The 16,327-nt window shown below is 71.2% G+C and carries 18 protein-coding genes; 8 read left to right on the top strand and 10 right to left on the bottom strand.

Features of this window, described 5'->3' with window-relative positions; genetic code table 11:
- The first annotated feature begins 71 nt into the window (after positions 1-71).
- Entirely contained in the window at positions 72-431 is a 360-nt protein-coding gene (locus PH203_RS28525; protein WP_289923420.1) for a helix-turn-helix transcriptional regulator, read from the top strand.
- On the opposite strand, the gene PH203_RS28520 is transcribed toward PH203_RS28525, so the two are convergent.
- Together PH203_RS28520 and PH203_RS28515 are read right to left on the bottom strand one after the other, a co-directional pair.
- A complete protein-coding gene (locus tag PH203_RS28520; protein ID WP_289923419.1) occupies positions 345-1,739 on the bottom strand; it encodes a nucleobase:cation symporter-2 family protein in 1,395 nt (464 codons plus the stop codon). The genes PH203_RS28525 and PH203_RS28520 overlap by 87 nt on opposite strands.
- A 61-nt stretch (positions 1,740-1,800) precedes the next feature.
- A complete protein-coding gene (locus tag PH203_RS28515; RefSeq protein WP_289923418.1) occupies positions 1,801-3,141 on the bottom strand; it encodes an FAD-dependent oxidoreductase in 1,341 nt (446 codons plus the stop codon).
- A gap of 200 nt (positions 3,142-3,341) precedes the next feature.
- Between PH203_RS28515 and PH203_RS28510 the strand changes: the two genes are divergently transcribed.
- Entirely contained in the window at positions 3,342-3,815 is a 474-nt protein-coding gene (locus PH203_RS28510) for a DUF6214 family protein (RefSeq protein WP_289923417.1), read from the top strand.
- A gap of 42 nt (positions 3,816-3,857) precedes the next feature.
- On the opposite strand, the gene PH203_RS28505 is transcribed toward PH203_RS28510, so the two are convergent.
- A complete protein-coding gene (locus tag PH203_RS28505) occupies positions 3,858-4,505 on the bottom strand; it encodes a DUF305 domain-containing protein (RefSeq protein ID WP_289923416.1) in 648 nt (215 codons plus the stop codon).
- 204 nt (positions 4,506-4,709) lie between these two features.
- Here PH203_RS28505 and PH203_RS28500 point away from each other — a divergent pair, with 204 nt between their 5' ends.
- Positions 4,710-6,212, top strand: coding sequence for a hypothetical protein (locus PH203_RS28500; RefSeq protein ID WP_289923415.1), 1,503 nt, complete (start codon positions 4,710-4,712; stop codon positions 6,210-6,212).
- On the opposite strand, the gene PH203_RS28495 is transcribed toward PH203_RS28500, so the two are convergent.
- The 5 genes from PH203_RS28495 to PH203_RS28475 all read right to left on the bottom strand — a co-directional run bounded on the left by PH203_RS28495 (position 6,200) and on the right by PH203_RS28475 (position 10,091).
- A complete protein-coding gene (locus tag PH203_RS28495) occupies positions 6,200-6,877 on the bottom strand; it encodes a TetR/AcrR family transcriptional regulator (RefSeq protein WP_289923414.1) in 678 nt (225 codons plus the stop codon). The genes PH203_RS28500 and PH203_RS28495 overlap by 13 nt on opposite strands.
- A 153-nt stretch (positions 6,878-7,030) precedes the next feature.
- The gene (locus PH203_RS28490) at positions 7,031-7,747 is read right to left on the bottom strand and encodes an HAD-IA family hydrolase (protein ID WP_289923413.1); all 717 of its coding nucleotides are present in this window, start codon (positions 7,745-7,747) and stop codon (positions 7,031-7,033) included.
- Positions 7,744-8,448, bottom strand: coding sequence for a phosphatase PAP2 family protein (locus PH203_RS28485; RefSeq protein WP_289923411.1), 705 nt, complete (start codon positions 8,446-8,448; stop codon positions 7,744-7,746). The genes PH203_RS28490 and PH203_RS28485 overlap by 4 nt, the downstream gene beginning before the upstream one ends.
- Before the next feature lie 101 nt (positions 8,449-8,549).
- Entirely contained in the window at positions 8,550-9,485 is a 936-nt protein-coding gene (locus tag PH203_RS28480; RefSeq protein WP_289923410.1) for a M56 family metallopeptidase, read from the bottom strand.
- A 75-nt stretch (positions 9,486-9,560) separates the two neighbouring features.
- A complete protein-coding gene (locus PH203_RS28475) occupies positions 9,561-10,091 on the bottom strand; it encodes a DUF5134 domain-containing protein (protein ID WP_289923409.1) in 531 nt (176 codons plus the stop codon).
- Between the two features lie 164 nt (positions 10,092-10,255).
- On the opposite strand from PH203_RS28475, the gene PH203_RS28470 reads away from it, so the two are divergent.
- The 5 genes from PH203_RS28470 (at position 10,256) to PH203_RS28450 (ending at position 14,301) form a co-directional block, all read left to right on the top strand.
- Complete coding sequence (locus PH203_RS28470; RefSeq protein WP_289923408.1) at positions 10,256-11,866, top strand: FUSC family protein; 1,611 nt, start codon at positions 10,256-10,258, stop codon at positions 11,864-11,866.
- Positions 11,863-12,435: a MarR family transcriptional regulator gene (locus PH203_RS28465; protein ID WP_289923406.1), complete on the top strand. Its 573-nt coding sequence runs from the start codon at positions 11,863-11,865 to the stop codon at positions 12,433-12,435. The genes PH203_RS28470 and PH203_RS28465 overlap by 4 nt, the downstream gene beginning before the upstream one ends.
- A 223-nt stretch (positions 12,436-12,658) precedes the next feature.
- Positions 12,659-13,087 carry a hypothetical protein gene (locus PH203_RS28460; protein ID WP_354671269.1) on the top strand — a complete coding sequence of 143 codons (429 nt, stop codon included), beginning with the start codon at positions 12,659-12,661 and terminating at the stop codon, positions 13,085-13,087.
- 90 nt (positions 13,088-13,177) lie between these two features.
- The gene (locus PH203_RS28455) at positions 13,178-13,696 is read left to right on the top strand and encodes a cupin domain-containing protein (protein ID WP_289923405.1); all 519 of its coding nucleotides are present in this window, start codon (positions 13,178-13,180) and stop codon (positions 13,694-13,696) included.
- 125 nt (positions 13,697-13,821) lie between these two features.
- Positions 13,822-14,301, top strand: a complete 480-nt coding sequence (locus tag PH203_RS28450; RefSeq protein WP_289923404.1) for a cupin domain-containing protein — start codon at positions 13,822-13,824, stop codon at positions 14,299-14,301.
- A 34-nt stretch (positions 14,302-14,335) separates the two neighbouring features.
- Here PH203_RS28450 and PH203_RS28445 read toward each other — a convergent pair whose 3' ends face one another.
- Together PH203_RS28445 and PH203_RS28440 are read right to left on the bottom strand one after the other, a co-directional pair.
- Positions 14,336-15,388 (bottom strand): aldo/keto reductase, encoded by a 1,053-nt coding sequence (locus tag PH203_RS28445; protein WP_289923402.1) that lies wholly within the window; start codon positions 15,386-15,388, stop codon positions 14,336-14,338.
- A gap of 89 nt (positions 15,389-15,477) precedes the next feature.
- On the bottom strand, positions 15,478-16,242 hold the full coding sequence (locus tag PH203_RS28440) for a VOC family protein (RefSeq protein WP_289923400.1): 765 nt from the start codon (positions 16,240-16,242) through the stop codon (positions 15,478-15,480).
- Between the last annotated feature and the right edge of the window lie 85 nt (positions 16,243-16,327).

The following is a 16,327-nucleotide window of genomic DNA, read 5'->3' as shown; positions in this document are numbered from 1 at the left end:
CTCGTACAATGAGGTCTCCCGGAGCGCACCGGGCATCCCCCGATGGATTCCCCCGACGAAGTGGAGCGGCCGTGACCTCCCCCGCCGTCAGTACCCGCGACCTCCCGCACCCGTCGCGCGAGGAGATCCGGCTGGAAAGCGTCCTGCACGCGCTGTCGGACCCGATGCGTCTGCAGATCGCGCGAGAGCTCGCCGCCGCCAGCGACGAGCTCTCCTGTTCGCACTTCGACCTGCCGGTCACCAAGTCGACGACCACCCACCACTTCCGGGTGCTGCGCGAGGCCGGGGTGATCCAGCAGGTCTACCGGGGCACCGCCAAGATGAACGGCCTGCGCCGGGACGACCTAGACGGCCTCTTCCCGGGACTTGTCGACGCCCTCCTCGACGCCGCCGCCCGCCAGGCCGCCCGCCTCGGGTCCGGCCTCGGCTGAACCGGCCTTCGCGGGCAGGTGGTTGAAGAGCAGGTTCAGCACGATCGCGGTCAGACAGCCCGCGCTGATGCCGCTGTTCATCACCGTCTGGAACCAGTCCGGGAACTTCTCGTAGATCGTCGGCACCCCGACCGGCAGCATGCCCATCGCCACCGAGACGGCCACCACCGTCAGGTTGTTGTTGCCCTTGAAGTCGACCTGCGCGAGGGTCCTCAGACCGCTCGCCGCGACCGTCCCGAACATCACCAGCCCCGCACCGCCGAGCACCGGCGCCGGAATGGCGGCCACGATCGCGCCCAGCTTGGGCAGCAGCCCGAGCAGCACGAGAATGCCGCCCGCCGTGGCCACGACCCAGCGGCTGCGCACCCTGGTCATCCCGACGAGGCCGACGTTCTGCGCGTACGCCGTGTACGGGAAGGTGTTGAAGACCCCGCCGAGCACGGTCGACAGCCCGTCGGCGCGCAGACCGTCCGCGAGCGAGCGCGGCTCGACCTTGCGGTCCGTCATCTCCCCGACCGCGATCAGGTCACCGGTCGTCTCGGTCATCGTCACCAGCGCCACGACCAGCATCGAGACGATCGCGGAGAACTCGAAGGTCGGCGCGCCGAAGTGGAACGGGGTGCTGATCCCGAGCCAGTCCGCGTCCCCGATCCCGTCGAAGTCCGTGAATCCGAACGGCACCGCCACCGCGAGCCCCACCACGATGCCGGTCAGCACCGCGATCCGGCTCAGGAAGCCCGGAGCGAAGCGCTGCACACCCAGCACGACGAGCAGTACGAAGCCGGCGAGCGCGAGGTTCTTCGGTTCGCCGAACTCCGGTGAACCGACCCCGCCCGCCGCCCAGTTGCCCGCGACCGGCAGCAGGGAGAGGCCGATGATCAGGATCACGGTGCCGGTGACGAGGGGCGGGAAGAAGCGCAGAAGCCTTCCGAACACGGGCGCCAGGAGCACGATCGCGAGCCCCGCGACGATCACCGAACCGTAGATGGCCGGCAGCCCGCCGCCGGTCGTGCCGATCAGCACCATGGGCGACACGGCGGCGAACGTACAGCCCTGCATGATCGGCAGTCGCACACCGAAGCGCCAGAAGCCGATGCACTGGATGAGCGTCGCTATGCCGCACACCAGGAGGTCGGCGGTGATCAGGTACGCCAGGTCGGCGGGCGACAGTTTCATGGCGCTGCCGACGATGAGGGGCACGGCCACGGCGCCGGCGTACATCGCGAGGACGTGTTGGAGGCCGAAAGCGGCCAGTTGTCGTACCGGTGGGACTTCGTCCACGGGATGCACGGGTGCGGTAGTCGTCATGAGCGAGACCGTAGGTCCCTTGAACAGATTGTTGATTTCTGGAGCGTTGCCGCTCGGTTTCCTAGTCGCCGCCGTGCGCGGCGCTCATGAGCGACTCCCAGTCCGGGAGCTTCACGACACCCCTGCCCAGTGACGCGCCGAGCGCCGCCTCCGCACGCTCGATCGCGCACCAGCCCGCCCACTCCACCGGCCGGACCCCCTCCGCGCGCAGCACCGCCAGCGGATCGCCGGGCAGCTGTTTGCGTACGAGCATCCCGGCGTCCTCGGTCAACGACGTCGCCGTCTCCTTCGCGCACGGCCGGTTCGTGCCGATGACACCCGTCGGGCCCCGCTTGATCCAGCCCGCCACGTACTCACCCGGCGCGACGGCCCCCTCGCGCAGCACGCGCCCCGCCAGATGCGGCACCGTAGCGGTCGCCGGGTCGAACGGCAGGCCCTCCAGCGGCACCCCGCGATAGCCCACCGAACGCAGCACCAGCTCGGCCGGGATGTCCTCGTACCGCCCCGTCCCCGCCACCCCGCCGAGCCCGTCCGGCACCGTCCGCTCGAAACGCACCGCGCCCACCCGCCCCGCCTCGGCGAGCAGTTCGACGGGGCGAAGGAAGAACCGCAGCCGGATCCGGCGTGCGGCGGACCGCCGGGGAGCCGTGGCCCAGCTCCGCAGCACCTCCACGTTGCGGCGCTGCGGCGCGGGCAGCCCGGAAGGATCGAGGTACGCCGGGTCGAGCGCCAACTCCTCCGGATCCACCGTCACTTCGACATCCGGCAGGCCGCCCAGCTCGCGCAGTTCCTTCGTGGTGAAGCGGGCCTGGGACGGGCCCCGCCGGCCCACCATGTGGACCTCGGCCACCTGGCTCGCGGCCAGTGCGCTGAGCGCCGCCTGGGGCATGTCGGTGGGGCTGAGTTCCGCGGCGCCCCGGGCCAGCATCCGGGCCACGTCGACGGCGACGTTCCCCACGCCGATGACCACGGCCGAGCGGGCACCCCGTACGAAACCGTCGTCGACGGCGTCGGGGTGGGCGCTGTACCAGGACACGAACTCGGTCGCCGACCAGCTCCCGGGGAGGTCCTCACCGGGCACGCCCAGATGGCGGTCCGTGGCGGCGCCCACGCAGTACACGACCGCGTGGTAGAGCCCCAGCAGCCGCGCGGCCGGCACTCCGCCCGCGCCGACCCGGACGCCGCCGAGGAAGCGCACCCGCTCGTGCTCCAGCACCGTGCGCAGGTTGTTCTGCAGGGACTTGATCTTCTCGTGGTCCGGCGCCACCCCGTAGCGCACCAGACCGTACGGGCACGGCAGCCGGTCCAGGACATCGACGCGGGCCGTGGGGTCCAGCTGGACGAGGCTCTGGGCGGTGTAGCACCCGCTCGGCCCGGAGCCGACGACGGCGACACGAAGCACGGCGGTGCTCCTTACCCGAGGGGATCAGAGGAGATCGCTGATGTCTCCAGCATCGCACCGTCGCTGCTGCGCTGACAGGGTGCTGTACACGACCGGGGATGCGTGTCCGTTGGTATGGAAAGTGATCATGCGGTTACGTTGCGTGTGTGCTAGAAGCATCGTTTCTTAATCTTTCCGATCGTTGCCCGACGGACGGTGCGGTGTCCGTGTGGCCCGCGTGGGAAGTGCAGGAGGACGACGGCGCGACCTCGTGGTGCCACGTCCGGCTGGCGTTCACCGACGGGGCCCGGGTCGACGCGCTCGCGGTGGTGGCCGACGGGCATGTCTCGATCGAGGACGTGCGGTCCCAGCCCGCGCTCTGTCTGGACGACCTCGCGGCGCTCGCCGACTGGATCGAGGGCCCGCTCTTCGAGGCGTGCGGCTTCGGGCCGCTGCCGGACGAGGAGGAGGGCGAGGGGGAGCCCGCCGGACCCCGGCGCGCCCGGCCCGCCTGGCCGCGCGGTGCCGAGGGGCGCTGGCTCGTCGCCCAGGAGTACCGCGCGGCTCAGGAGGACGGCGTCGACCCGGTGCTCGCGGTGATGTGCGCGACCGGGCACAGCCGCCGCAAGTCGCTCAGGATGATCGCACAGGCGCGTGACGCGGGTTTCCTGACGCCGCGTCACGCTCGCCGCTGAGCAAGGCCGTCGGGGCAGGCCGGCCTGCGGAGGCCGGTGCCGTCACAGCATGTCCCGCATGCGTGAGATCTCGCTCGTCTGCTGAGCTACCACGTCGTCGGCCATCTCCTCGACGCGGATGTTGTTGCCCTGCCCCTTCACATCCGTGGCCATGGTGATCGCCCCCTCGTGATGGGTGATCATCAGGGTGAGGAAGAGCCGGTCGAACTCCTCGCCCTTCACCGCCCGCAACTTCTCCATCTGCGCCTCGGTGGCCATCCCGGGCATCGAGGCGTGGTCGTGTCCGCCGCCCGCGGGCTTCTCGGCCTTGCCGTAGGACTTCAACCAGCTCTGCATCGCGGTGATTTCAGGCCCCTGCGCCGCCGCGATCCGGTCGGCGAGCTTCTTCACCTGCGTGGACCGGGCCCGGTCCGGGACGAGTTCGGTCATCTCCAGGGCCTGCTGATGGTGCTGGATCATCAACTGTGCATACGACACGTCCGCCGAGTTGGGGGAGTCGTCCTCCGAGCGCTGGTCCGCGGCCTCCTCGGCGGAGAGCGTCCGGTTCGCCTCGCCGGGGGCGCCGGGCACGATCACCGACGGTCCGCTCGCGGCCGGTTTCGCGTCCGAGCCGGAGTCGCACGCCCCAAGTCCCAGCACCGCGACGGCGGTGAGCGTCACCGCGGCGAGGGATGCACGGCGAAAGAGCACAACGACCTCCTGTGGCTGGGGATTCCCCTGTGGGGGATGAGGGGCGCCTTGTGGGTGCCGTGACTGTCCTAGCACGCTTCTGTCGCCTACTGAGCAAAAAACTTCATTGCGATCTTGTTGCCCCCTGTTGATATGAGCATGGTCAAGACCATACTTCGGTGGTGCGTGCACCGTTCCGAGGTGAACGGAACTAGGGAGGAAGCAGTGATCCTGTTGAGGAATCCCCGAACGCGGCACAGACGCCTGGGAGTTGCCACGGCTGCGGCCGGACTCCTGGCCGCGCTGCTGACGGCAGGACCGGCGGCCGCGACCCCCGACCCCGGGGACGCTCCGGTCGCTGACAAGGAGGTTTCGAAGAGCGCCGAGGCCGAGGTCGGGGCCGCGATGGCCGACGGCGAGATACCCGGCCAGGACGAGATCGTCCACTCCGACAACATCGAGCACGTCACGAACATCCCCAAGGACGTGCTGCCAGGCACCAATTCGGACCTGGCCTTCCAGGGCAAGTACGCCTTCGCCGGCAACTACGACGGCTTCCGCATCTTCGACATCAGCAACCCGAAGGCGCCGAAGACGGTCGCGCAGGTGCTCTGCCCGGGCTCGCAGAACGACATCTCCGTCTCGGGCAACCTGCTCTTCCTGTCGACGGACTCCTCGCGCACCGACAACAGTTGCAACAGCACCACGCAGCCGGCGACCGAGAAGTCCTCCTGGGAGGGCATGAAGGTCTTCGACATCAGCGACAAGGCGAACCCGAAGTACGTCGCCGCCGTGGAGACGGCCTGCGGTTCGCACACCCACACGCTGGTGCCGCAGCGCAAGAACGTCTACATCTACGTCTCCTCGTACTCGCCGAACGCCACGTACCCCGACTGCCAGCCGCCGCACGACGGCATCTCCGTCATCAAGGTGCCGCGCAACGCGCCCGAGAAGGCGGCGGTCGTGGGCTTCCCGGTGCTGTTCCCCGGTGAGGGGCCGGACGGCGGCGGCAACCCCGGTGCGCCCACCAACCCGGGTGTCTCCAAGACCACCGGCTGCCACGACATCACGGTGCTGCCCTCGAAGGACCTGGCCGCCGGCGCCTGCATGGGCGACGGCATCCTGTTTTCCATCAAGGACCCGGAGCACCCGAAGGTCATCGACCAGGTCCAGGACAACGTCAACTTCGCGTTCTGGCACTCGGCGACCTTCAACCAGAAGGCCAACAAGGTCATCTTCACCGATGAGCTGGGCGGCGGCGGTGGCGCCACCTGCAACGAGGCGATCGGCCCGAACCGCGGCGCCGACGGCATCTACGACATCGTCGGCAAGGGCGACAACCGCAAGCTCGTCTTCCGCAGCTACTTCAAGATTCCGCGCCACCAGGCCGACACCGAGAACTGCGTGGCCCACAACGGCTCGCTGATCCCGGTCAAGGGCAAGGACATCATGGTCCAGGCCTGGTACCAGGGCGGCGTCTCCGTCTGGGACTTCACCAACTCCTCGAACCCCAAGGAGATCGCCTACTTCGAGCGCGGCCCGCTGACCACCGACACGCTCAGGGTCGGCGGTTCCTGGTCGGCGTACTACTACAACGGTTACATCTACTCGAACGACATGGCCAAGGGCTTCGACGTCCTGAAGATCAAGGACCGGCGCACGGACCCGGCGAAGTGGGTCTGGCTGCACGAGCTCAACGTCCAGACGCAGCCGGACTACTTCGGCTGATCCTCCGGCACGGTCCCGGTCGCGAAGAACCGCGACAGATCCGTGTCGCACGTCCCGTCGGACGCCTCCTCGGCGTCCGGCGGGACGCCCAGTTCCCACTCCAGCCGGTAGCGCGCGAACAGTTCGGTGCGCAGCACCGGGATCGGCATCGGGACGCCGGGCACCAGGGCGGCGTAGACCGAGCCCATCAGCAGGGCGCGCAGCATCGGGTAGTCGGCGTCGACGTCCTTCGAGCCGTAGCGCCCCATGGTGTCACGCAGCAGCTCGGCCAGGCGCCGCTGCTCCGGGCACGGCAGGAACCCCTCGGCCTGCAGCAGCCCCGCCATGTGCTGGCGCATCAGCACCGGCCGCTCCCGGGCCAGGCCCAGGATCGCGTCTATGGCCCGCGCCATCCGCTCCCGGCCGTCCTCGGTGTGCGGCTCGCGCTCCAGCGCCTCCTCCAGCGTGCGGTTCATCAGCCGGTGCACGGCGGACTGCACGAGCTGGCGCTTGCCGGGGAAGTAGTACGACACCAGTCCGCGCGCCGAGCCCGCCCGATCCGCGATGTCGCCGAGGGTCGTGGACTCGTACCCGCGCTCGGAGACCAGCTCGACGGCCGCCTGCAGAAGCCGCTCCCGGGAACGCCGCCGCAATTCTTCGTTGACCGAGGCGCTGCGCGGGGACATGCTGTAACTCCTGCGTTGACTGGCTATCAGCCAACTATACTCAGCGCGTCCGGTCCGGCCGAAGAAACGGCTGGTCGGGGCTGCCGTCTGCCCTGGGCGACGCGGGGGATCGTCCAGGGTGGGCGGTCTTTCCGCCCCAGTGGTGGCCTCAGGCTACTTACCGGCGCTGCCCGCCCGGGACCCGTCCAGCAGATCCAGCACCGGAAGCAGTCCGTCCGGCCGCTCCGCCGCCGGCAGATGTTCCACGAAGTGCACCCCGCAGCCGAGCGCGACCGCACCACCGTCCGCCCGCCGGTCGTCACCGACCATCAGCGTCCGGCGCGGATCGGCCCCGAGCCCCTCGCAGGCCACCGCGAACAGCCGCGGATCCGGCTTCTGGACACCGTGCTCGTACGACAGGACGTACGCGCCGACGTACTGGTCGAGCCCGTGCTCCCGGAACACCGGCCGCAGGTCCCACCCGATGTTGCTGACGATCCCCACCCCGATCCCGCGCTCGCGCAGCGTGCCGAGCACCTCGGCGGCGTCGGGGTAGGGCTGCCAGGCCGCCGGGGACTTGTGCCGGTCGTAGAGCAGGTCGTGCAGGCCCGGGTCGGGCAGGGGCACCTGTCGCGAGAGCCCCGTGTACGCCGCCCGGTGCAGCTCGGCGCTCTCGTCCCGTATCTCCCACACCCCGGCCAGTTCCTCCGGCAGCCGGACCGGACTCGCCCCGCCGGGCAGCGCCCCCGCCGCCTCCAGCGCCTTCGCCGTCCCGGCGATCTCGGTGTCGGGGAGCTCGATCCCGGCCTCGGCGAGCGCTCCGCGCAGCCAGGACTCGGTGGACTCGATACGGAAGAGGGTCCCGGAGAAGTCGAACAGCACAGCGATCATGCGGTGATCCTACGAGCCGGCGTTCCAGACGACGGGAAGATCCGCGTGTGCACGAGCACCGCGACGGCCACCACCAGCGCGCCCAGCAGCCAGCCGCCCACGACGTCCGAGACCCAGTGGACGCCGAGCCAGATGCGGGTGAGGCCGACGCCGAGGACGGAGACGACGGAGACGGCCACAGCCGCGTGGAAGACGGGGCGGGCGGCGCCGTGGTGGTGGAGGAGCCAGAGGAGGAGGCCGCAGACCACCGTGGCGGTCATGGCGTGGCCGGAGGGGAAGGCCGCGAAGTGCGCCGAGTCGACGGGGTCGGGCCAGACCGGGCGGGGGCGGTCGACGGCGGTCTTGAGGAACTGCTGGATCACCGTCCCCAGCGCGCAGGTGACCGCCAGCCATGCGGCCGTCCACCAGGCCGAGTGCCGCCACACCAGCCACACCACGACCACCGCGCACAGCAGCCGCATGGTCCACGGGTCCCAGACCCAGTCCGTGAGGATCCGGAACGCGTGGGTCACCCCGTCCTCGTCGACCGCCCAGCGGTGGGTGGTGCTCGCGATGTCGTCGTCGAGGCTCACCAGCGGGCTCCACCGGACCGCGACCAGTGTCAGCAGCAGGACCGAGCACAGGGCCAGGACACCGGCCGATCGGGCCAGGGTGCGGTGGACCGGCGGGCGGGGCGGGGCGTCGATGGGCGGCGAGTGCATACCGCGATCCTCTCCGACCGATGGGGCAAGAGGCGAATTCCTGTCGTAGGGCGATCGGTGGGACGATCGGTGGGACGGGTGCCGGATTGCGACCCGGCTTGCTATCCCAGTGCCCGCAACCCCGGCACGAATGCCACCAGGACCGGAACCACCGGCACCAGCGCCGCCATGGCCGTCAGCCGCAGCCGGCGTGCCGCCGTGAGCCGGTCCGGGGGAGTGAGCAGCCGGTGCACACGGGGCGGGACATGGCCGTGCGGGGCCGGACAGGGACCGAACACACCGCGGTCCTCGTTGAGTTCCACCAGCGCGAGCGCGGTCGTCAGCCGCCCGAAGCGGCGCGACGCCATGTCGTCGGCGGCGAGTTCGACGAGCCGGTGCATCTCGGCGCGGAACGCGGCGAACACCGGGACCTGCGGGAACCCGCCCGCGAGCGCGGCGGAGCAGTGCAGCAGCCAGTCGTGCCGGGCCTTCGCGTGCCCCTCCTCGTGGGCCAGCAGGGCATCCAGCTGCCGGCCCTTCAGACGGCGCAACGCGGCGGTGGTGATGACCAGTTGGGGCGCGGCCCCGGGCAGCCACCAGGCGTCCGGCCGCTCGCCCTCCAGCACCGTCAGACGGCCCGCGCCACGCTCCTCGCCGGGCAACAGCGGGGCCCGTACGAGGAGTTCGGCCCTGCGCCGCCGACGGCGCGCCCGCGCCCGTACGACCTCACGGACCAGCATCGCCGCGCTCCACACGCCGGCCAGCGCCAGCGTCACCGCGGTCGTGGCCGCCCAGGTGCCGCCCGTGCCCGGGGCGTACGCCTCCGCGACCCCGCTCGGTGCCGGGGCGAAGACATGGCCCCGTACCGCCTGCCAGGCGGCCGCCGCGCTGAGCGTCATCGACAGGGCGCAGCACAGGAGTACGGCCGCCACGGCGCACTGCCACATCCACAGCGCGACCACCGGTTCACGGTCCACCCAGTCCGCCCGGGCGAGCAGCCGAGGGGCGACGACGGCGGTCAGGGCGCCGAGCAGCAACAGTGCCGCGGGGACCATCATGGGAGCACCCTATGAGCGCCGTGCCGTCCAGGGGTACGGGCCGCCGCGGCAAAGTGACGCAGGACACGGACGAGTTCAGAGCGTCGCCAGCATCGCGACCATCGCCATCCCCATCGACAGTCGGCACGCCCGCGCCAGTTCCGGCCGGTCGCCCCAGCCGACGGCTCCGCGCCCGGCCGTGGCGGGCACCAGCCGGACCCCGGAGAGCAGCACGTACCCCATGAAGTAGAGCAGCAGCACCCCCGTCACCGCGGGGACCCCGGAACCCGTGTGATGCCCGGGGGAGACGGCCATCACGGCCGCCATGTAGACCATGGCCGAGGCCCCCACGAGATGGTGCAGATGGTGGGCGCTCGTCCGTGCCGCCCACAGGGCCCGGACGGCGGCCGCGCCGAACACGACCGCATAGGCCGACCAGGCCCACGACGGAGGCGTGAACACCGCGGCCGGTACGGCCATCGCGGCCATCCCGAAGCCCATGAGGGCCTCGCCGCCCGCCGCGCGGCGCTGCTCCTCGACATCGCTGCGCATCCGCAGCAGACAGTAGGCCCCGGTCGCCGCGCACAGTGCCACCAGCAGCCAGCCGGGCGAAGCCGGTCCGTGCACACGCACCTCCCCGCTCGACGGTCGGTCAGGGATGCGATGCCCTGCCACCGTGGCGCGCACGCGGGCGCAAGGGTGTACACGGGGAGCATTCGACGGAGCACAGCAGGTCACCGGAGAGCCCCGGAATATCTTTTACGGGTAAAACACATGCTAATCTCATGACCATGAGCAGCGCGACCCCACGACTCCCGCTGGCCGGCGTCCTGCGCCTCGGCCGGCCCTCGGACATCTGGTTCAAGCCCGCCCTGAGCGTCGTCGTCGCGGTCGCGCCACCCAACCTGACCCTGCTGGCGCTGGGCCGCCTCGACCTCGCGATGTACACGATGGCCGGCTCCCTGTGCGCCCTCTACGCCCACCACCGCCCCTACGCCGCCCGGGCCCGCACCCTGGCCAGGGTCGTGCTCGGCATGGTCGCCGGCCTCGCCGTCGCCCTGGTCGCCGCCTCCCTCACGAGCAGTGCCGTCGCCCTGGTCACCGTCGGCGCCCTCCTGGCCGCGGCGCAGAAGGCGCTGTGTGACGCGACCCGTATCGGGCCGCCCGGCAACGTGATCTTCACCTTCATCACCTCCGCCGCCCTCTTCTCCCCGCAGACCCTCGCCCAGGTCCCCGGCCATCTGGCGCTGGCCGCCGCCGCGGGCGCCTGGGCCTGGCTGATCGGCATGGCACCCGGTCTGATCCGCCCGCACGGCCCGGAGCGCCGGGCCACCGCCCACGCCCTGCGCGCCACCGCCGGGTACGCGGAGAACCCCGGCGACCCCCGCGCCAGGGCAGCCGCGGCCGCCGCGGTCCAGGCCGCCCGGCAGACCCTGCTCTCCGCCGGAGCCCGCACCGAGCCCCGCCGCGCCCTCGACCGCCTCGTCGTACGCGCCGAGGTCGCCCTCGCCGCCCCCGCCGACACCGATCCGCACCGTCTGCGCACCTGGGCGCGCGACCTGCGCGGCAACGGACCGGTCCCGCGCACCGAGGACAGGGACGACCCGCTCGGCATCGACGCCGAACTCGGCCCCACGACCGCCCCGCTGTGGCACCGCCTCGGCCCCCTGACCCCGCTCGCCGCACGCACCGCCCTGGGCTGTGCCCTCGCCGGATACGCCTCCCTGGCCCTCGGAGTCGGCCGCCCCTACTGGGCCCTGGTCACCGCCGCCTCCCTCTACCAGGCCAACCTCACCCTCACCTGGAGCCGCGGCGTCCAGCGCGTCGTCGGCAACCTCGCCGGTGTCCTCCTCTTCGCCGCCGTCGTCCCGCTCGCCCACCTCGGCCCGGCCGCCCTCGTCCTGGTCTGCCTCGCCTTCAACTTCGGGGCCGAGGCGCTGATCAGCCGCAACTACTGGCTCGGCAGCGTCTGTGTGACTCCGATGGCGCTGCTCATCACGGAGTTCACCGGCTTCCAGGAGCCGGGCCGGCTGATCACCGAACGGGTCGTGGACACCGTCGTGGGCGCCCTCGTCGGCTTCGTCGCCGCGATCGCCGTCACCAACCGGCGCGCCGGGGACCGTATCGAGCTCGCCCTGACCGCCGTCGACCGCGCCCGCGAACGCACCGCCCGCCTCCTGGCCGAACCGCACCCCGCCCCCGCCGCCCTGGACACCGCCCGCCGCACCCTGGCCGCCGCCCTCGTCGAACTGCGTGCGACCGTGGACGCCGCGTCGGGTGAGTGGTGGCAGCGCGCCCTGCCCCGGGAGCGGGTCGTGCTCGCCGAGCAGACGGGACACCGTACGCTCGCCGCGACGACACGACGGCGGACCGGTGCGACGACGGAGGATGTACGGCCATGACGGCTCGGGCCAGCAGGGAAAGCACCGCTCGGACGAATCGGACGGATCGATCGGATCGGTCGGACCGGACGGACACCGTCGCGGCGGTCGTCCGGCAGTGGCAGGACGTCCACCCGGGCCTCGACACCGGCCCCATGGAGATCATCGGCCGCATCAACCGCTCCGCCGCCCTCCTCCAGCAGGCCGAGGACGCCCCGCTGCGCCGGGCGGGCCTCAGCCGCCCCGAGTTCGACCTGCTCGGCGCGCTGCGCCGCACCGGGCATGAACTGACCCCCGGCGAGCTGGCCCGCGAGACCTTCTCCTCCGGCGCGGCCGTCACCAAGCGCCTCAAGCAGCTCACCGAGCGCGGCCTGGTCGAGCGCCGCGTCGACACCCGCGACCGCCGGGTCGCCCACCTCCGCCTCACCGAGCGGGGCCGCGAGCTCGTCGACGGGATCCTGCCCGAGCAGCTCGCGTACGAGACCGCCGTACTGTCCGTGCTGGACGGCGAGAAGCAGGGTGAACTCGCCTCGCTGCTCGGGGAGTTGCTGGGGCAGCTGGAGGGGCGCCTGGGGGCGTTCCGCGCCTGAGCAGCACTTTTGGAAGTCTCGGGGCCGGACACGCCGTTGACGTGATCCCGGCGCACTCCCTGGGTTCGGTGCGATTCGCCGACGGGCATGCGAAATGCCGGGCGGAAGAGGGTCGCCGTGGCAGCCGAAACGCTCATCGTCGATCTCGGCGCCGAGCCGGGACCCTTCCACGGCGGCGCCGCCGGCACGCTCTACGGCCTCTACGGCGACGGTGTGCCCGGCCGTGCCGTCGTCGAGGGCATGTACGTCCGCACGGTCGTCACCAAGGCTCAGGACGGCATCCAGCACCCCGGCGCCGGCGGCCGGGACGTCTACCTCCGGTTTCGTCGCGAGCATCCGCAAGCAGGTCGAACAGGTCCTGACGACGGGCGAGTCGAAGTCCCATGTCGTCCACGTGCCGTTCAGCGAACCCGAGGGCAACATGTTCGGCGACGGGGAGTGGAGCTACGACGGCACCTCCTGGCACACCGACCCCGAGCGCTGCTTCACCGCCTGGCGGGACGTGTACCGGCTGATCGAGGGCCTCCACCCGGACACCCGGATCGCCGGTCCCGACACCTGCATCCTGTGCCCCGAGGTCAAGGGGTTCCTGGAGTTCGCCCGGGAGCGATCGGGGAGTCCAGTAACTTCTGGCGCCTCTCCGTCCCCGTGACCCTCCAACGGGGCGTCCCGGTCGTCGACTCGGTGACGGTGACGCCGCTCGTCTGACGACCGCTTCCCGAACCGGGGCTTCCGGGTCACCATGGCCGCCATGACCGATGGACTGGTGTTGCCGCCGGGCTCGGGCCGCCTCATGGGCGCCTCCGGCATGACGCTCAAGGTCGGGGCCGAACACTCGGCCCGCTGGTCGGTGTTCGAGGCCGTCGTGGGGCCGGGGTTCGACGTCGGGGCCCATTTCCACGACGAGGCCGAGGAGTTGTTCTACGTCCTCGACGGCGAACTCGACCTCCTCGCCTTCGAACCCACGGTCCGGACCTCCGGGAACTGGCAGAGCTGGCAGTCGGAGTCCGGACAGAAGGTTGCCCGCGGCGGGCCCGGCAGCCTGATGTACGTCCCCGCAGGCTGCCCCCACGGCTTCGCCAACCCCGGTACGGCCCCCGCCCGCATGCTGTTCCTCGCCGCCCCGGCCGGCCACGAGCACTACATCATGGAGATCGCCGGGATCCTGGAAGGGGGCGGGCCGCCCGACCAGCAGGCCGTCGCCGAGGTGCGCAGCCGCCACGGCATCCACCAGCTGACGCAGATGGTTCCCGGACGCTAGCGCGCCGTCAGGTCCAGGTCCGCGGTCCTCGTCCCCGGCTCGTCAAGATCATCCGGAGGCATGATGCCGCCGCGCGGGGGCGCGAGCCACCCTTTCCGGTGTCGATCTGTCAGAAGGAGCGCATCATGTCGTACCCGGAGCCCCGCTACCACGGCGACAAGGGCGAGGTGAACGCCGTCTTCCGCCCCGCCGGCACCCCCGCGGACCTCTCCTCGCCCGGTGGCTCGACCCACTACCTCGCCACCCATGAGTCGACCGGAGGTGAATTCGGCCTGTACAAGGTGGAGATGGCGCCCCGGTCCGGCGGGCCCAGCACCCACTTCCACAAGGCGATGTCGGAGTCCTTCTACGTCCTCTCGGGCGAACTGGAGCTCTACAACGGGGAGAAGTGGGTCACGGGCCTCGCGGGCGACTTCCTGTACGTGCCGGTCGGCGGGCTGCACGCCTTCAAGAACGTCTCCGACGAACCCACGTCCATGCTCCTGCTCTTCTCCCCGGGCGCCCCGCGTGAGGAGTACTTCGAGCAGGTCGCGGAGATGACCGGACGCGGCGGCGACGCACTCAAGGAGTTCCGCGTCCGGCACGACAGCTACTTCGTGGACTAACGGACCATGCGTGGACCGGCGGACCATGCGTGGACTAGAGGACGTCGGTCGCCGTGCGGCGGTAGCCCGAGCGGCGGTCGTCGATGTCGGCCCAGCGGTCGCCGTAGATCGTCTTGACGACGGCCGGCTCCCGGACGAAGTCGTGCGGGAAGCCCAGGTCCACCGCGCTCGCCTCGTCCAGGCGCGCGACCGCGTCCGCGTCGAGGCGCACGCCGACGCTGCCCAGGTTGTCGGCGAGCTGGTGCTCCTTGATGGCGGCGACGATCGGGACGATGTTGCCGGGGCGCTGGAGCAGCCAGGCCAGCGCCACCTGGGCCGGGCTCCAGCCGCCCTGTTCGGCGATCTCCAGGACCGCGGTGATGACCTCTTCCTCCTGGGCGGTCGGCTTGCTGCCCCAGGCGTCGAGCCGGCCCGTCTCACCCCGCCGGTACTTGCCGGTCAGCCGTCCGGCCGACAGCGGAGCCCAGGCGAACACCGCCTGGCCGAACGCCCGCGCCTGCGGCAGCAGTTCACGTTCCGGAGTGCGCTCCAGCAGGTTGTAGCGCAGCTGCGAACCGGCGAACGCGGTCCAACCCCGCAGTTCGGCCAGGGTGTTGGCCTGTGCGATCTCCCACGCGGGCCAGTCCGAGACACCGATGTACAGCACCTTGCCGGTCCGTACGAGGTCGTCCAGTGCCCGCATCACCTCGTCGACCGGGGTGAAGTTGTCCCGGGCGTGCACCCACAGGACGTCGAGGCGGTCGGTGCGCAGCCGCTCCAGGCTCGCCTCCACCGACTGCACCAGATTCTTGCGGTGGTTGCCGGCCGCGTTCAGGTCCCCCTTGCGGGTCCCGCACGTGTACTTGCTGGCCAGCACGAACTCCTCGCGCCGGCCCTCCAGCGACTCGCCGAGAATCCGCTCGGAGTTGCCGCCCGAGTAGATGTCGGCCGTGTCGACGAAGTTGCCGCCCGCGTCGGCGTAGGCGTCCAGCAGCTTGGCGCTCGTCTCCTTGTCCGAGCCGACGCCCGACTCCTCGCCCATGACCATCGCGCCGAGGCTCAGCTCGCTCACGCGCAGACCGGTCCTGCCGAACAGTGTGTAACGCACGATTCAGTTCCCCCTTCGGGCAGTTCGTGCGCACGACGCTAGGAGGTGGAGCGCACTTCAACGCAAGCGCGTTTCCCGGCGGCCGTGGATCAGTGTTCCGCGCCTGCCGAGTACACCCCGAACATAGCCCCTTGGGGATCCCGCAGGACCGCGATCCGCAGACCGTCGGGCACGGTCGTGGGCTCCATCAGGACCGTGCCGCCCGCCTCCGTCGCCGTTGCCGCGCTCGCGTCCACGTCCGCCACCGCGAAGTACGGCAGCCAGTGCGGCGGCACCTCGGGCGGGAACTTGTCGTCCATCCGCACCATGCCGCCGAAGTCGGCGCCGTCGAGACCCCACTGCGTGTAGTGCTCGGAGGCGTTGACGCTCCAGCCGAACACCGTGGTGTAGAAGTCCACCGCCCGCTCGGGCTGCCGGCTCATCAGCTCCACCCACCCGAGCGCACCGGGCTCGTTGAGCAGCCCCGCCCCCTCGAAGCCCTTCGCCTGCCACAGATGGAAACCGGCGCCCTGCGGATCGGCGACCGAGGCGAAGCGCCCCATGCCGGGAACGTCCCCGGGCTCGAACACCACGCTCCCACCGGCCGACTCGACCTTCTCCACCGTGGCGTCGAGATCCGCCACGGCGAAGGTCACGAACCACACGACGGGCTGCCCCTCCTCACCCAACGGCACAAGCCCGGCGACCGGGAGATGACCGACGTACGCGATCGTGTACCCGCCCATCTCCTCCCGGGAGTCGGTCTCCGCGCGCCAGCCGAAGAGCTCGCCGTAGAAGGACTTCGCCGCCTCCGGATCCGGGGTTCCCACCTCGGCCCAGCAGGGGCCGCCGACCACCGGCTTGTCGAGTTTCATGGCGTCACGGCCTTTCTGCCGACGCGAGCGTCCCCTTTTCGCACGCTAGCCCCGCTCGGCCGCCGCTGCCATCCGGCGTCGCACT

Source organism: Streptomyces sp. S.PB5 (assembly GCF_030403745.1).
Classification (GTDB): Bacteria; Actinomycetota; Actinomycetes; order Streptomycetales; family Streptomycetaceae; genus Streptomyces.
Note: the sequence above shows the minus strand (reverse complement) of the source record. Positions and strands in the feature narration are given on the sequence as shown.

Bases quoted from the DNA above. Each gene is read 5' to 3' on its own strand.
- PH203_RS28490 (WP_289923413.1), bottom strand. From the start codon at position 7,747: ATGATCGCTGTGCTGTTCGACTTCTCCGGGACCCTCTTCCGTATCGAG.
- PH203_RS28520 (WP_289923419.1), bottom strand. From the start codon at position 1,739: ATGACGACTACCGCACCCGTGCATCCCGTGGACGAAGTCCCACCGGTA.
- PH203_RS28485 (WP_289923411.1), bottom strand. From the start codon at position 8,448: ATGCACTCGCCGCCCATCGACGCCCCGCCCCGCCCGCCGGTCCACCGC.
- PH203_RS28440 (WP_289923400.1), bottom strand. From the start codon at position 16,242: ATGAAACTCGACAAGCCGGTGGTCGGCGGCCCCTGCTGGGCCGAGGTG.
- PH203_RS28455 (WP_289923405.1), top strand. From the start codon at position 13,178: ATGGCCGCCATGACCGATGGACTGGTGTTGCCGCCGGGCTCGGGCCGC.
- PH203_RS28470 (WP_289923408.1), top strand. From the start codon at position 10,256: ATGAGCAGCGCGACCCCACGACTCCCGCTGGCCGGCGTCCTGCGCCTC.
- PH203_RS28495 (WP_289923414.1), bottom strand. From the start codon at position 6,877: ATGTCCCCGCGCAGCGCCTCGGTCAACGAAGAATTGCGGCGGCGTTCC.
- PH203_RS28465 (WP_289923406.1), top strand. From the start codon at position 11,863: ATGACGGCTCGGGCCAGCAGGGAAAGCACCGCTCGGACGAATCGGACG.
- PH203_RS28450 (WP_289923404.1), top strand. From the start codon at position 13,822: ATGTCGTACCCGGAGCCCCGCTACCACGGCGACAAGGGCGAGGTGAAC.
- PH203_RS28480 (WP_289923410.1), bottom strand. From the start codon at position 9,485: ATGATGGTCCCCGCGGCACTGTTGCTGCTCGGCGCCCTGACCGCCGTC.